Annotated in this window: 14 protein-coding genes and 1 pseudogene; 11 read left to right on the top strand and 4 right to left on the bottom strand. The window is 61.0% G+C overall.

The window, feature by feature from the left end; translation table 11 throughout:
• The first annotated feature begins 187 nt into the window (after positions 1-187).
• Entirely contained in the window at positions 188-1,552 is a 1,365-nt protein-coding gene (locus tag ACYU8T_RS02005) for a hypothetical protein (RefSeq protein ID WP_461158360.1), read from the top strand.
• 1,479 nt (positions 1,553-3,031) lie between these two features.
• Positions 3,032-3,556 (top strand): annotated as a pseudogene (locus ACYU8T_RS02000) (AAA family ATPase); the annotation flags it as partial.
• Positions 3,557-3,880: 324 nt separating this feature from the next.
• On the opposite strand, the gene ACYU8T_RS01995 reads toward ACYU8T_RS02000, so the two are convergent.
• The gene (locus ACYU8T_RS01995) at positions 3,881-4,822 is read right to left on the bottom strand and encodes an oxidoreductase (RefSeq protein ID WP_461158359.1); all 942 of its coding nucleotides are present in this window, start codon (positions 4,820-4,822) and stop codon (positions 3,881-3,883) included.
• A gap of 129 nt (positions 4,823-4,951) precedes the next feature.
• Between ACYU8T_RS01995 and ACYU8T_RS01990 the strand changes: the two genes are divergently transcribed.
• The gene (locus ACYU8T_RS01990) at positions 4,952-6,181 is read left to right on the top strand and encodes an NADH:flavin oxidoreductase (RefSeq protein ID WP_461158358.1); all 1,230 of its coding nucleotides are present in this window, start codon (positions 4,952-4,954) and stop codon (positions 6,179-6,181) included.
• A gap of 343 nt (positions 6,182-6,524) precedes the next feature.
• On the opposite strand, the gene fixJ is transcribed toward ACYU8T_RS01990, so the two are convergent.
• On the bottom strand, positions 6,525-7,139 hold the full coding sequence (gene fixJ / locus ACYU8T_RS01985) for a response regulator FixJ (RefSeq protein ID WP_461158357.1): 615 nt from the start codon (positions 7,137-7,139) through the stop codon (positions 6,525-6,527).
• Positions 7,126-8,634, bottom strand: a complete 1,509-nt coding sequence (locus ACYU8T_RS01980) for a sensor histidine kinase (RefSeq protein WP_461158356.1) — start codon at positions 8,632-8,634, stop codon at positions 7,126-7,128. The genes fixJ and ACYU8T_RS01980 overlap by 14 nt, the downstream gene beginning before the upstream one ends.
• Before the next feature lie 148 nt (positions 8,635-8,782).
• Between ACYU8T_RS01980 and ACYU8T_RS01975 the strand changes: the two genes are divergently transcribed.
• The 5 genes from ACYU8T_RS01975 to ACYU8T_RS01955 all read left to right on the top strand — a co-directional run bounded on the left by ACYU8T_RS01975 (position 8,783) and on the right by ACYU8T_RS01955 (position 11,101).
• Positions 8,783-9,472 (top strand): alternative oxidase, encoded by a 690-nt coding sequence (locus ACYU8T_RS01975; RefSeq protein ID WP_461158355.1) that lies wholly within the window; start codon positions 8,783-8,785, stop codon positions 9,470-9,472.
• Between the two features lie 29 nt (positions 9,473-9,501).
• Entirely contained in the window at positions 9,502-9,855 is a 354-nt protein-coding gene (locus tag ACYU8T_RS01970; protein ID WP_461158354.1) for a histidine kinase, read from the top strand.
• Positions 9,852-10,232, top strand: coding sequence for a group III truncated hemoglobin (locus ACYU8T_RS01965; RefSeq protein ID WP_461158353.1), 381 nt, complete (start codon positions 9,852-9,854; stop codon positions 10,230-10,232). Before ACYU8T_RS01970 ends, ACYU8T_RS01965 begins: the two co-directional genes overlap by 4 nt.
• The gene (locus tag ACYU8T_RS01960) at positions 10,229-10,525 is read left to right on the top strand and encodes a DUF1971 domain-containing protein (protein ID WP_461158352.1); all 297 of its coding nucleotides are present in this window, start codon (positions 10,229-10,231) and stop codon (positions 10,523-10,525) included. The genes ACYU8T_RS01965 and ACYU8T_RS01960 overlap by 4 nt, the downstream gene beginning before the upstream one ends.
• Before the next feature lie 192 nt (positions 10,526-10,717).
• Positions 10,718-11,101, top strand: coding sequence for a group II truncated hemoglobin (locus tag ACYU8T_RS01955; RefSeq protein ID WP_461158351.1), 384 nt, complete (start codon positions 10,718-10,720; stop codon positions 11,099-11,101).
• Positions 11,102-11,135: 34 nt separating this feature from the next.
• Here ACYU8T_RS01955 and ACYU8T_RS01950 read toward each other — a convergent pair whose 3' ends face one another.
• The gene (locus ACYU8T_RS01950) at positions 11,136-11,822 is read right to left on the bottom strand and encodes a hypothetical protein (RefSeq protein WP_461158350.1); all 687 of its coding nucleotides are present in this window, start codon (positions 11,820-11,822) and stop codon (positions 11,136-11,138) included.
• A 270-nt stretch (positions 11,823-12,092) separates the two neighbouring features.
• Between ACYU8T_RS01950 and ACYU8T_RS01945 the strand changes: the two genes are divergently transcribed.
• Genes ACYU8T_RS01945 through ACYU8T_RS01935 form a run of 3 tightly spaced genes read left to right on the top strand, consistent with a single transcriptional unit; the run spans position 12,093 to position 15,318 of the window.
• Positions 12,093-13,010: a VOC family protein gene (locus tag ACYU8T_RS01945; protein WP_461158349.1), complete on the top strand. Its 918-nt coding sequence runs from the start codon at positions 12,093-12,095 to the stop codon at positions 13,008-13,010.
• A 17-nt stretch (positions 13,011-13,027) separates the two neighbouring features.
• Positions 13,028-14,221 (top strand): flavin-dependent monooxygenase, encoded by a 1,194-nt coding sequence (locus ACYU8T_RS01940; protein ID WP_461158348.1) that lies wholly within the window; start codon positions 13,028-13,030, stop codon positions 14,219-14,221.
• 17 nt (positions 14,222-14,238) lie between these two features.
• Positions 14,239-15,318 (top strand): Rieske 2Fe-2S domain-containing protein, encoded by a 1,080-nt coding sequence (locus ACYU8T_RS01935; protein WP_461158347.1) that lies wholly within the window; start codon positions 14,239-14,241, stop codon positions 15,316-15,318.
• Positions 15,319-15,471: the final 153 nt, after the last annotated feature.

The raw sequence follows: 15,471 nt of genomic DNA, 5'->3' as shown, positions 1-15,471 counted from the left end.
CCTTCCCCGTAAGGGTTAACGGGTCGGCCTGCACATCGTCCTTTTCGAGGATTGCTCAGCGTTCACTCGCGTTACGGCCTGTATCGATGGCATCGAAATGCGCGTCCATCGCGGCTCGCGGCGGCTGCTTCTCATCCAGCATACCATCACCGCGAAGCAGGGGCTGCGCCGCAAGTGGCTGGACCCGGTGGACGGCGACCTCGCCAAGTCAAAGGCAATCGCCGACGCTGAACGCGAGCGCGGCGCGGTTCGCGAGACAACGCTGGTGCTGTGCTGTTCGATCGACCCCGACCAAACTCTCATCCGCGACGTCCATGCCGCCGCTGGCGACAATCTCGACATCGATATCTGGCCAGGGTCCCGGATCGCCGATTTCCTCGACCGCGATCCCGAGGGTCAATGGCTCCGTCAGCAAGAATTCGGAACCGATGCCGTGCGGCTGTCCGCAACACAAACACGCGATATCGCGCGCCGTTCGCTTGCCAGCTATCTGCCGCTCGTTCCGCGCGATGAGATCGTGGAGCGCGAGTTTGATCCAGCGCTTTTGGCATTTGCGCGGGGTGCGAGAGGCGCGGGGTTCGTGATTGGCGAGTCCGGGCTCGGCAAGAGTGCGGCACTTCGCCGCTTGGGTGATCAATGGCTGGCCGGCGGTGGGATCGCCCTCGTACTCGATCATGCGGTTATCGAGCAGGCAGCGACAATCGAGCAGGCAATCATGCTTGGTCTGCGTAAATGGACGCCGACGCTCGATTCAGGGTGCGGGAAGGTCGCACTTTCACTCGCCTCACCCGAGCACCCTCTGCTGCTGATCGTCGAGGATATCAACCTCGCAAGCAATCCGCGTCGTCTTGTTGAGCGGATGATTGCCTGGTCCGGGGGCGACCGGAAGGACACGACCGAAATCGAATGGCGGCTGCTCTGCCCTGTATGGCGCGGCAATGCCAGCTTGGGCGATAGTCAATTGAGTAGCCACGTCCTCAACCGCTCGCTGACAATTGACCGATTTGAGCCCGACGAAGCGGTCGCAGCGGTTAATGCCCGCGCCTTGGCCGCAGGGGTGACGCTGACCCGACTTGAGGCAGTAGATTTGGCTGCCGCGTTGGCTAACGACCCGCTGTTAATCGGCCTCAACGCCGACTGGGCCGCGGCCGCTCCGCGAAATGCGATCCAATCCTATATCGAAGCTCAGATCGACAGCGCCGCCGACGACCGGCTGCTTGCCAGCGACTTGCGTTCGGCGCTCGACTATTGTGCCGAGCGGATGGTCGAGAAGCGCGAAATCGCTCCAACATGGAATCAGATCAGGACGTGGCATGCCTCAGATGCCGATCGTCTCAATGGTCTACGCCGCCTTGTGGATCAGGGCCGGATTGTGCGGCTTGGTACTGACGAGCGACTCATTTACCGACATGACCGCGTCCGTGACCATCTTCTAATCCATGCTATTGTGCGTTTGATCGACTGCGGCCGTTTCTCAGCCGATTTGTGGAGCGAGCCCTTTTATGCGGGGCTGATCGGCGCCGGTCTGACCATGCTTCCGCCTGGGCGCTAACCCCTAGCCGCAGTGGAGGCGGCACGCGACGCGCATCGATTGATCGAGATCACCGGCAAGCCGGGCGTCGGCAAATCTTGGGTGCTCCGCCATCTCGCCGAACGTCAGGCGCGCGAAGGGCATGTGATCGTCCTCGATCCGATCGGGACACCCGATGGTGGCTGGGCCGCGCTCGGCCAGCGCCTCAACGTGCCGGGCACGGCTCGGGATTTCCTCGGTGACATCGCGGCCAGCGGTGGCGGCGTGCTGTTTATTGACGGCGTTGAGATGTTCGCCACGGCCGAGCGGCGCCGCACCGTCAACGACGTTCTGCGCGAGGTCGCCAGCATCGAGGGTTTCTCTGTCGTTATCTCGACCCGCCCGGATCAGGGCGTTGAAGGCGGCAATTGGCTCGCCGAGGATGCGCTGTCCGTGCTCGGCGCCCCGCACCCGGTAATTGTTGGCGAGCTCGACGACGATGAGGTCGCGGTTCTCATTGCGCTGGCGCCGGAATTGCGCGTACTGCTCGCGGCCGACCATCCGGCCGCGGCCATTTCCCGCAACCTGTATCGGTTGACCCAGCTGCTCAAGGTGCCCAGCAGCGTCGATATCCGCACCGAGGCGGCGCTCGCCGACCATTGGTGGAAAAGTGCTGACGGCGCGAAGCTACAAGATGTGCGCGCAGCGCAGCGTATTCTGACCGATCTTGCCGAAGCTGCGCTTGCCGGCCGCGACACGATCGACGCCACAACCGACTCTTCAGCGCGCGATCACCTCCTACGCAGCCTGACCTTGAACGAGCCGACGCGGGACAAGCTCGCATTCTACCATGACGTGCTGCGTGATTGGGCGATCGGTGCGCGTCTCAACGAAGACCTGTCGCTGCCCGACGGCCTGGATCTCACGTTTCCGCCGTCGCCGCGCGTCGCGCGCGGCATCGAGTTTGCGGGCCGGCTCGCCCTTGAAAAGGGCACGGATGGTTCGGACTGGCAGGCCTTGCTTGCGGCTCTGTCTCGCACCGGTGCCCATGACGCGTGGCGGCGGCAAGCTCTCTTGGCGATTGTAAGGTCGGAGCTCTCGGCCGAACTGCTCGCGCGGTGCAGCGCAGCGTTGCTGGCGCAGGGCGGCGCACTGCTTGTCGAGCTCTGCACCGCGATCACCGCGGTCGAGACCATGTCGACCGCTGCGTTGTTCGCGCAGATGCGGACTGCTGGTGTCAACGTCCCCGAAGGACAGACGTCGCTTCGCGCCGCGACTTCGCCCTCGGCGCCCGCGGTCCTGATGTGGTGTTTCGCCCATGAAGCGGAAATACCGATCCAGGCGATCGGCGCTGTCGTCAAGCTGGTCGAGATCCAGTTTTTCCTGGCGATGACCGTCTCCGCCTATGGGCAGGCGGCAGCCAGTATGCTGTTCAAATGGTTGATTCAGCTCGATCTGAGGACCAGGGCGATCACCATCCCGTCGCCTGTTGACGTGCCGAGGCTCGAAGGGCAGGTGCGCCAGCGGCTGGACGACGGCCGCCTGACCGATGGGCAGGGCCGGACGGTGGACTTCACCAACACGATCATCGTTCTGACGTCGAACCTGGGTAGCCAGTTCATCGCGGGCCTTGCCGATGATGAACCGGTGGAGAAGGTCGAAGATCAGGTGATGGACATCGTCCGCGCGCATTTCCGACCGGAGTTCCTCAACCGCCTGGACGAGGTGATCCTGTTCCATCGGCTCGGTGCAACGCACATGGCGCCGATCGTCGACATCCAGGTGGCGCGGATCGGCAAGCTGCTGAAGGACCGCAAGGTGACGCTGGACCTGACGGACGGCGCGCGGGCGTGGCTGGGGCGGGTCGGTTATGATCCGGTCTATGGCGCGCGGCCGCTAAAGCGGGCGGTGCAGCGGTATCTGCAAGACCCGCTGGCGGATCTGATCCTGCGGGGCGCCGTGCCGGATGGGTCTACAGTCAGGGTGGAGCCCGGCGAGAAATGTCTGGATCTTGAGGTTGTTGAGCAACTGCCAAAAGCAGCATGATCTTATATCATCAGTGGGAGGTGGGATACCGCACCAGCTCAGATTGCGACTGTCCCAGTGAGTTTAATGGACTTGAACCGCTGTCCCGCTTGCCGACTCCCCACTTATGGCCGGCCGACACGGGCGCAAGCACCAACTCTATGCACAGGCTTTGCGGATCCGCTGGGTGACGACCGCCAGAAGGACTACGACGACAATGGTCCCATGATATGGGAGGAGGCAGTTCCCAGGCATCACTCAGGCGCCGTTTCTCATCCCGCCGGCAGCTATCACTGATCCGCGATCTCGCTGTTCACGCAGCTCTTCCTTTTCTATAGATCCACCTTAAACGATGAAGGAAGCTCCGGTTAGATCCTCACTAACCCGCCAGAGTTTCTGCGCCGCCTCCATATCTTGGCCGGAGGGCTTTATCTTCGCAGCCGCTGGCAACCCCTTCATCTCACCGAAGCCGCCCGGCCCGTAAAAACCACCACCTTTGGCTTGGGCTGCTGCTGCTCCATAAATAGTCGGGAGAGCGCCGGCTGCGGCAGATTGCCCAAGGTAAGGCATGACAACCTTAAGCACGCCGCTGACTAGGTAATCACCGAACCCAAATTTGCCAAGCTGCTTACGGTTGGCTCCTATGGAGGTGCGTGCGACCCCAGGGTGAACTGCTATGCTTTGTACGTTACTACCGACTGAGTCTAGCCGCTTCTGCAATTCGCGCGCAAACAGCAAATTGGCCAGCTTCGTCTGATTATAGGCTCGCTGCGCTCGATATCCCTTCTCCATTTGAAGGTCCTCCCAGTCCAGTCGCCCCTGTCCGTGGACAAGGCTGGAGACCGTGACGACCCGCCCGGCGGGCGCCGATTTCAACAAAGGGAAAAGAAGCGCTGAAAGGGTAAAATGCGCCAGATGACCTATGGCGAAGGTCAGTTCGAACCCATCGCCACTTGTCCGGCGCTCGCTGATCGGCTGGATGCCGGCATTGTTAACCAGAACATCGATCGGTTTCCCGACTTCGAGGACGTCGGTTGCAAAGCGTCTCACCATTGAAAGAGAACTAAGATCAACGCGGCGGAACTCAGCGAGGTTCGCAGTGGCGGCCGCGTTGATCTGGGAGACCGCCCTATGTCCGGCATCCTCATCGCGGTCAGCAATGATGATCTGCGCGCTTTTCGCCGCGAGGACCTTCGCCGTCTCGAGGCCAATGCCGCTGGCACCTCCTGTGATCAGGATCCGCTTGCCAGTCATGTCAGGTATGTGCTTATCGACCCACCGTTCCATCAGGTGCCCCCTCCCAAGTGCCGCTCATCTACGGTGTTGATTGCCAGTGGGATAGAGCAAATCTTCCGAAGATATGAAGAAAATTGTTACAGTCTGGCGAAGAGGTTCGCAAGCAAGTACTGAGTACTCATGAAACACGCTTTCGCTCCGTTCACCGTCGGCCCCATCACTGTGCCCAACCGCTTCATCAGATCGGGCGCCAATGAAATGATGACGCGTGGATCTATGCCGACCCGATCGTTGCTCGAATTTCACCGTCGGATCGCCGCCGGTGGCACAGGCATGACAACCTTAGCTTATGTGGCCGTATCACCTGATGGCCGCACCTTCGAAAGCCAGGGCGTCATGTCGCGCAATTCGCTGCCCCATTACGCTGCCATAGCCGACGCCGTTCACGCAGAAGGTGGGCGAATCTCGGCCCAGATTACGCATGCGGGTAGCTTCGTTCAGCACCGGCAACTGTCTACCTCGCGCGCCATGTCGGCAAGTGGTGGGATCGACCAGATGGGGATGATGATGGGCCGTTGGCTGCAACGCCCGATGAATTCTTCGGACATGATGCAGGTACGGCAGGAGTTCGTCTCAGCCGCCCTCCTTGCGCGAGAGGCAGGCTTTGATGCCGTCGAACTTCACATGGGGCACGGCTATCTGCTCAACCAGTTTATCTCGCCCCTCTCGAACAAGCGTACCGATGAATATGGCGGGTCGGCCGAGAGACGGGCGCGCTTTCCGGCTGAGGTCCTCACCGATGTGAAGAGTGCAGTCGGGAACGACTTGGCTGTACTGGCCAAAATCAACCTTTATGACGGCGTAAAGAAGGGCGCCACCGTTGAGGATGCAATTGTCACGTCCAAGGCTCTCCAAGATGTCGGCGCGGATATGTTGATACTATCTGGAGGCCGGAACATCGAATCGCCTTGGGCGATCTTCAATGGATCACTGCCCCTGGATGAGATGGCGAAGCTGCAGTCCGGCTGGAAATACCAATTACAGATGATGGCTCTCAAAGCCATGACACCCAGAAATATCAAGTTTTCGGAGCTTTACTTCCTTGAAGCCGCAAGGAAAGTGCGCGCAGCCGTGGACTGCGGCCTTGGCTATGTCGGCGGTGTGCTTTCCATGGACGGCGCGCAGCAGGTTTTAGAGGAAGGCTTTGACGCAGTCGTGATGGCACGCGCGTTGGTTCACGACCCTGCAATTGTTAGACGCTTCAGGGAGAACCCATCACACCACAGCGCCTGTGATTCCTGCAATCGCTGCGTCGCACTGATGTATACCCCACCTGGAACCCATTGCGCGCTCAGCAACAACGCACTGCCCCCAGAGTGGAACCAAGTGCCGGCAGAAACAGCTGTATAACAGAGCAGGATGACAACACGCTTTATGGAACCGTTCGGACATTATACAGCTGTGTCCTTTAGCGGAATTCAACCTGCGTCAGGCTGCTTATTGAAGACCTTCCATGTGACCTGACGTTAGCGGCCCGGTGCACGAGAGTTACTAATGGATCGGATCCTGGGTTAACCCGCTCCTGTCCGGATTGAAGAAGGGCATCGCCGTCAAACGGTGAGGAATAGCTGGAACGCCAAATATGGCGTTCGCAGCATATGGAGTAGCGAGGTTCCGAGCAGGGGCTTTCCGGTTTGGAAGACGAAGGGCGGCAGTGGATATCCCCTTCTGGGCGCGACCAACTCTGTCGTGTTCATCCCAGCCGCGCGAGAGTCACCATTCGAACCAGCTCCGAGAGGGTCTTCGCCTGCATCTTCATCATCACGTTTGCCCGATAAACCTCAACCGTCCGGGCGCTGATCTCCAGGTCGAAGGCGATCGCCTTGTTGGCGTGTCCCGCAACCAGTCCTTCCATCACCTCCATCTCGCGCGGGCTAAGGGTGGCGATCCGGTCGAGTATCGACCGCTTCTCCGCCTGCGCTTGATCATCCCCTGCCTGCCGAGCCAGCACCTTGCGGATCGACGACAGCATCACTTCATCATCGAAAGGCTTCTCGATGAAGTCATCCACCCCTGCATGCATTGCCTGTACGGCAAGCGGCACATCGGCATGGCCGGTGATGACGATGACCGGCACATTTGCACCACGCCGCCTCAACTCCTCCACCAGTTCAATGCCGTTGCGGCCGGGCATCCGGACGTCCGTGACGATGCAGGCGCCTGACAGCGGCGGGGACGAGGCGAGGAAGGTGTCGGCAGAAGCAAAGGAGCGCACCCGTATCCCCGCGCAGTCGAGCAGGAACTCCAGCGAAAGACGCGCGCCGTCATCATCGTCGATGACGTAAACAATCGCTTCACTCACCGTCATACAGATCTTCCTCACTCACGCGTGGCAGGGTGACGCAAAACAACGCGCCGCCGCCCTCCCGCGGTTCCGCCCAGATCCGCCCGCCATGCGCCTCGACAATGGTGCGCGAAATGGAAAGGCCGACGCCCATGCCGGTCCGCTTGGTCGTGATGAAAGGTTGAAACAGGCGATCGGCAACTTCGGGATCAATCCCAAGGCCTGTGTCTGCCACGGTGACCTGCGCCATATTATCGCCTGCTGGCTCAATCCCGATCAGTAATTCGCGACGGGGCAGCGCGACATCGGTCATTGCGTCGACCGCGTTGCGGATGAGGTTCAGCACCACCTGCTGGATCTGGACCTTGTCCGCCAGAACCAGATCGACCTCGGGACTGAAGTCATACTGCACCCGGATGCCATGTTCCTTCGCGCCCACCAAGGCCAGTGCACTGGCTTCCTCGACCATCTTCGGCAGGCTTTCGACCGACCGCTCAGTTTCCCCGCGGGCGACAAAGTCCCGCAGGCGGCGGATGATGTCGCCCGCCCGCAGCGCTTCCACCCCTGCCCGTTCCAGCGCTTCACCCACGCGGTCCAGCGGCACCTCTTCGCGCGCCAGCAGCATGCGGCTGCCTTTAAGATAATTGGCGATCGCAGACAGAGGCTGGTTCAGTTCATGCGCCAGCGCAGACGCCATTTCACCAAGCGCGGTCAGCCGGGACACATGAACCAGCTCGTTCTGCAATTCCTGAAGCCGGGCCTCAGCCTGCTGCCGTTCGGTAAGATCGCGGATGAAGCCGGTGAAGTGCCGCTGGCCGCCGACCCGCATCTCTCCGACAGCCAGTTCCAGGGGAAAGGTCGATCCGTCCTTGCGCTGCCCCAACACGACGCGACCCTTGCCGATGATGCGCTTCTCCCCAGTTGTGTAATAACGGGCGAGATAGTCGTCGTGAGCAGACCGATATGGATCGGGCATCAACATGCTGACATTGCGTCCGCGCACCTCCTCTATGCTCCAACCGAACATCCGCTCCGCTGCCGGGCTGAAGTCCCGGATCAAGCCGCCTTCGTCAATCACGATGATGGCGTCCGGCACCGTTTCGAGCAGCGAACGGAGATGCGCCTCCCGCCGCGCCAGCGCCTCCGTGCCACGTTCCGCCTCTGCCCGCGCCCGCTGGAACCATTCGCCACCAAACGCCACGGCAAGGCCGATGATCACAAACGCGGTCGCCGCGATGAGGCTCCCGGCTTCCAGAGGACCGATCGCCCTATCGCACAGCAACCCTGCTGCGGCTCCCGCTATGCAAGCGATGATCCCGCCACGCAGACCTGACAAGGCGCTTGCCACCACTACCGCCGGAACGAAGAAGATATAGGTGGCGCGCTGGCCAAGCTCTGCGGCGAAGGCGATGCGCACCCCCGCGCCAATCGCCACAGCGATGGCAGCAAGCGCCAGCGTCACCAGAAATGGCGGCGCGGGCAGGCTCATGTGCCGGAAAGGAAATGCCGCTTTGTTCACATCCTCCTCATCGGGTCGGCCCCGTCGCTTTCACCTCCGGTAGAGCCCTTAGGGGACTTGCGGTAGGGACAACATCCGAATTTCTGCTCCCGGTCCAGCGGCATAGATGAGCGTCATAGCAAACAGGCTCGCATCTGGAGATAATTTCATGACCGCACCGTTCATCAATCTTGGCGTCCATCACAAGCCCAAAGGGCTGTCGGACCAGGTCGCCTTTGGCTTCACGAAGATGTTGCGCTGGTGCGCGGACACCTTCTTCGCTGCGCGCTACGGTCATCGTGCCGTGGTTCTGGAAACGGTGGCCGCTGTGCCCGGCATGGTCGGTGCGACGATCACCCATCTCGCCTGCCTGCGGCGCATCTGCGATGACAGGGGCTGGATCAAGACGCTCATGGACGAAGCGGAAAATGAGCGCATGCACCTCATGACCTTCATCGAAATCTCTAAGCCTACGTGGTTCGAACGCGCGGTGATCATGGGCGTGCAGTGGGTATTCTACCTCTTCTTCTTCGCCCTCTATCTGGTGAGCGCAAAGACTGCTCACCGCGTGGTCGGCTATTTCGAAGAAGAGGCGGTGATCAGCTACACCCATTATCTTGCCGAGATCGACGAAGGGCGCAGCCCTAATGTGCCGGCGCCGGAAATCGCCAAGCACTATTGGAATTTGCCGGACGACGCGACGCTCCGCGACGTGGTGCTGGTTGTCAGGGCGGACGAGGCTCATCACCGCGACGTCAACCATGGCTTTGCCAATGAACTTGGCGGCCTGCCCGTGGGCGCGATCGCCCACTGCCCGCCCCACGTCCCGCTGGAACCCATCTGGAAGAAGGCGGCCTGACCTGGCCTGAATGGGAGAGGAGAGCGAAGATGACCAGCGACAATCCGGTCCTGCTGTTCATCGATGATGCAGCGCTCCTCTCCTCGATCGAATTCGCCCTGTCAGTGGCGGGCATCAAGGCGGCGGCGGGGTCGGAACTATCCGATCCAGCCGCTGCCCCTGCGCTTGTGGTGGATCAAGATTGCGCGCATGGGCTTGAACGACTCGCCGAGCTTCGGCGGCAATGCGCCACCCCGGCGATCCTGCTGGCGACAAATCCAACCCGCGCGCTTCGCGCCTCGGCGGCAGAGCTGAGCGCCATTCTGATTGAAAAGCCGCTGCTGGAAGACGAACTCATGCGAACCCTGAACCTGATCCTGCAAATCCGGAAGGCAGAGTCATGACGACTAAAATAAAGGAAGAAGATATCGCGCGCATGGTCCCGGCCTTTTACGAGCGGGTCCGGCAAGATCCGGTGCTGGGGCCGATCTTCAATGGCGCGATAGACGATTGGCCCCACCATCTCGGCAAGCTTCAGGACTTCTGGTCCTCGGTCATGCTAACGACGGGGCGATACAAGGGGCAACCAATGGTCGCGCATGTTCGGCACGCCGAGCACATGGCCGATGACAAATTCGCCAGATGGTTGGCGCTGTGGCGAGAGGTCAGTGGCGAGCTGCTCTCACCCGCCGCCGCAACGGCTTTCCAGCAAAAGGCGGATCGAATCGCGGAAAGCCTGCAGCTTGGCGTTCAATTCTACCGCGAACGGAATGAGGCATGATCGGTCACCTTCCTGACGGGGTCAGACCCTATAAGCGCACGCCGACCTTCACCGAGAAGACTATACCAGCAGGTCTGCTGAACGATCATCAGACGAAGGAAGGCACCTGGGGCCTGATTCGCGTGGAGGAGGGCGAACTGCGTTATATCGTGACCGATCCGCGCAGAACGCCGGCAGAAGTTATGTTGTCCAGCGGGACGCTGCCCGGCATTGTCGAGCCCACCATCTTGCACCGCGTCGAACCGATGGGAGCCGTGCGCTTCCATGTCGAATTTCTCAGACTGCCAGCCTGATACCCTCATTCGAATTTTTGACAGGCGTCAATGTCCCGGCCTCCCTGCGGGTCTATCGTCTCTGGAAAGGAGACGAGAAATGGACAACCTGTTCAGCCAATATTTCCCACACATGGTTGCGGCCCTGATGCTCATGTTCATGCTGATCTTGGGCGGACTCAGCCTACAAGACGCGCTGCGCGGCCGCAAAAATTGAGCATCGAACAACCGCCCTTTCTTGCGGTCGGCGGACGCGACGGCGTGCGTACCATCGTCGAGCACTTCTATGACCTGATGGACAGCAATGCCGCCTATCGGGACCTGCGCGAAATGCATGCTCAGGACCTCACCCCCATGCGGAATTCGCTGAGCGGATTTCTTTGTGGGTGGCTAGGCGGAGACGCCGATTGGTTTGCCGCCAACCCCGGCAAATGCATGATGTCACTGCACGCCCGTTTTCCGATCAATGCCGCGGTTGCCGATCAATGGACGTCGGCCATGCGTCAGGCGATGGCGGATTGCGGCATCGAAGAAGAGACCGCGTCGCGCATCAACGACGCTTTGGGCGCGATGGCGTCCGCCATGGTCCGCGCTTGATATTATGGCCCCCACGCTGGCGGGGGCCATATGCTCATCGGCTGGCGTCCGAAATGGCGAGGATATGGTCGTCCCTGTCGGGGAAGATATAGTCGAATTCCAGCACTACGCCGCCGCCCAGCGGACCATCCACGATCAGGTCCGTCTCGCAAAAAGCCTGCACACCATTACGCCCATAGGTGTAGCGGCTGACCCCTTTATAGATCGGCGAAGCATCAAGGCGTGCGTCAATCTCCGCGTCGCCCGGTTGCGCCCGATTGACCAGAAACTTCAGTCGCCCGGCGAAACGGGGATCATTGGCCTCCAGCGCCTGAAGCGCCAGATAGCGATGCTCCAGATCGTCGAGAGAAGAATGCAGGAAGCCGACATGGAAATTATATTCCGGGTCCGCCGCCTGGGCCGCGCGATAGGCTGACACAGCGGGATGCTCGTGATCTGTGCCAAGCGCTAGCGCCTCGCGCGCGGCGGCCAGCAGCGTAGCGGTCGCCGCCGGTAGCGGGCTGAGATAAATGATGTTGTCCCCGCCATTGGGCGCGAGACTATCGGTCGTAAAACGATAGAAGACACCGCCTTGCGGAAGCGCCATTTCCTGCGTCTTCAACAGCCCCGCCGTTTCCAGCAGCAGCGCGACCGCCGGGCCATCTTCGGGTCGGGGATAGTGCAGGTTAACATGGCTGATGGTCAGCGCGGTCGATCCGCGCACGGTAGATTGGACGTTCATGCTCTTCCTCTCTGCCGCAGCGCCGAACGCGCTCGGCTGCTTAAGTAGGAACTGCAATCGCGGCGGCCGCCTTGACTGCGGTCAAATAAGGCGATGTGCGTAGAGATAATTGGCTCGTGGAACGAATGTTGCAACCGATTATCCGACTTTATGGCCGGTTAGCGGAGATGATTTGCCAGATAAGAACGATGTTTTCCGAATTTTTGACGGCGATCAATTCCCTGAACCTCGACCCGGTTCATCATGTGCTCCTCACCCACGGAGGACGTCATGGAAGTCGCTGCACTCGCCTACAGCATCATCACCGCTCGCGATCCCCAGCAATGGGTGCACTTTGCCCAGGACATTGCGGGGTTTTCCGTTGATGCGCTTCCCGGCGGCCTGGCTTTGCGTATCGACGAGCGGGCCGGGCGGCTGTTCGTCATCGAAGGCGATCGCGACGGCTATTGCGCCAGCGGGTGGGAAGTCCGCAACGAACAGCAATATGCCGCGGCTTTGGCGACCCTCGACGTACGCGGCATCGCCTACAACCATTCCACGCAGGCGGAACGCGCGCTGCGCCATGTGACCGAGATGGTGTGGTTCCGTGATCCGTCCGGCAACCGCCATGAAATCAGCTATGGCTATATTAGTAGCTTTGCGCCCTTCTGCTCGCCGCAGGGCGTGCGCTTCGTGACCGGCGCCCTTGGCTACGGCCATGCTGTGCTGCCCGCCCCCAAGATCGCCGAGACCCGAAGTTTCTTGTCAGAGATATTGGGGCTCAGCCTATCCGATTTCATGGTGCACCGTCCGGCAGGGCCGAACGGGCCGGGAATGCGGGTCGATTTCCTGCATTGCGCCAATGGCCGCCATCACAGCCTGGCGCTGTTCGAGGGCGAGGTGCCGTCGGGCTGCGTGCACCTGATGGTGGAGGTCGCCACGATCGACGAGGTCGGTCACGCCTATGACCGCATGCTGGCCGCGGGGGCGCGGCTGATGGCGACGCTGGGCCGGCACACCAACGATCACATGATCAGCTTCTATGTCGAAACGCCCGGCGGCTTCGCGCTGGAATATGGCTGCGGCGGGCGTGTCATCGACTGGGATCATCACACTGTTTTCGAAAGCACATCGGCCAGCCTGTGGGGCCATGATTTCAGTGTCGGCTTCGGTGCCGATGAACAGGCGAAACTGGCCGACGCGGCTTGATCAGAAGGAGAGGGAATATGACGCTTGCCAATGCGACCAACGCGCCCGCCATGGCCGATCTCGTCGATCGGGCGGCGGCGCTCGTGCCGGTGCTGCGCGAACGCGCCGACGCCTGCGAAGCGGGCAACAAGGTGCCGGACGAAACCATCCGCGATTTTCAGGAAGCGGGCTTCTTCAAGATCCTGCAGCCCCGTCGTCATGGCGGCTATGAGATGGACATCGAGACATTCTATGCGGTGCAGATGAAGCTGGCCGAAGGGTGCATGTCGTCTGCCTGGGTGCTGGGCGTCGTCGCGGTGCATAATTGGCAGCTCGCGCTGTTTGACGCGCAGGCGCAGGAGGATGTGTGGGGCATGGATAATGCCACGCTCATTTCCTCTTCCTACATGCCGCGCGCACAGGTGACGCCAGTCGAGGGCGGCTATCGCATCAGCGGGCGCTGGGGCTTTTCCAGCGGTGTCGATCATTGCGACTGGGCGTTTCTGGGCGGCCTGGTCAACGATCCCGAGACCGGCGAGCCGGATTTCTGGACATTCCTGGTCCCTCGGGCCGATTTCAAGGTGCTGCCGATCTGGAACACGATCGGGCTGGGCGGCACGGGCAGCCATGACGTGACGGTGGAGGACGCCTATGTCCCCGCCTACCGTACGCATCGGTCCAAGGATGGCTTTGCATCCACCAATCCGGGCGCGAAGGTCAATCCGGGCGCGCTTTACAAACTGCCGTTCGGGCAGGTGTTCGTGCGGGCCGTATCCTCGTCTTCGATCGGAGCGCTTCAGGGTGCGCTGGACAGCTTCATCGAAAAGGGCGCCAAGCGCAGGAGCGCAAATAGCGGCGCGAGCGCATCGGCCGACCCCGATGTGCAAATGGTGATCGCCGAAACCCGCGTGGCGATCGACGAGATGAAGACCATCCTATTCCGCAACTTCGCGCACCTGACCGAAAAAGCGCGCGCAGGGGAGCAGGCGGACCTTGAAACCCGGCTGCACTATCGGTTCCAGTCGGCGCAGATTTCCGGCCGCTGCTGCGCGCTGATCGCCCGCATCTTCGCAGCGAGCGGCGCGGAAGCCATCTATCGCGGCAATCCGATCGCTCGCGCCTTCTGCGACGTTCATGCCGGACGGGCTCATGTGGCGAACAATCCGGGCGTGGTCGGCCGCAACTTCGGCGGCGTCATGCTGGGCGCACCGAACAGCGACAGCTTCATTTAAGAGGAAGGGAGGACAGCATGGCGAAGACAGCCGAATATGGCCTGGGCGAACTGACCTTCCCCCGTGGCTGGTTCATGGTCGCGATTGCCGACGAGGTGACGCAGCAGCCGCAGCCGGTCCGCTTCTTCGGGCAGGACATGGCGCTCTATCGCGGCAAGAGCGGGCGCGTGGTTCTGATGAATGCCTATTGCCCGCACATGCGCGTCAACATCGCACGCAACAGCACATCCTACGTCGTACGCGACGGCAATCAGGTGGAGGGCGATTCCATCCGCTGCCCCGCCCATGGCTGGCGCTTCACGCCCGAGGGGCAATGCGACGACATTCCCTATTCGACGCACAAGATCCCCAAGGCTGCCTGCATCAAGTCACACAAGGTCGTGGAAAAGGCTGGCTGCATCTGGATGTGGCATGACATGGAGGGGGGCGCGCCTGACTATGACCTGCCCGACTTTGCCGAATGGGACCGCACCGGCGAAGGATGGGTGCGGTGGAAGGTGGATCATCTGGGCACGCTGCCGATCCACCCGCAGGAAATCCTTGACAACATGACCGACTATGCCCATTTCGCGCCGGTCCATGGGTCGTCGGGCAATGTATTTTTCGAGAATGAATTTGATGGCCCGATCATGCGGCAGCGCTTTGCGTCGGGCCACCGCACGCTGGTGGATGGCAGCGCAATGCTGGAAACCAATACCTGGTATACCGGGCCGGGCATTCTGTTGTCCCGCATGGAGGGCAAGCACCCCTCGCTGATGATGATCTGCAACACGCCGGTCGAGGATGGCGAAGTCCGCGTCTGGTTCGCGGTCATGGCGCAGACCGCCGCGAATGGCGAGGTGACAGACGAAGATCGCGCCACCGCCCGCGCCTATCATGAAGCCGGTCTCGCCGCCTTTTCACAAGATTTCGAGCTGTGGAAATATAAGGAACCGGCCATCCACATCCTTCAGGTGCCGGACGACGGGCCGTTTCACAAAGGACGGCTATGGTATCGCCAATTCTACAACCCGCGTGCGCGAGCGTATGAGATGCAGAAGCGGGTCAACGGCGTTCATACCACGGTGGACCTGCGAGGAACCAAGGCTGCTGCCTGAACAACTCTTTAGCTGCCGGATCAGTGGCGGAGCGCCCTCTGGGGTTCTCCGCCGCTGGTCCGTCAGCACCTCCAAATTTGATGCGCGTCAATTTTTTCGGCCTAAGTGAGTATATACTCACTTATCGAGCGACCCGGCGTTTTTGCTGTGGCG

The sequence above is a fragment of the Sphingobium sp. TomMM35A genome (assembly GCF_054771735.1).
Note: the sequence above shows the minus strand (reverse complement) of the source record. Positions and strands in the feature narration are given on the sequence as shown.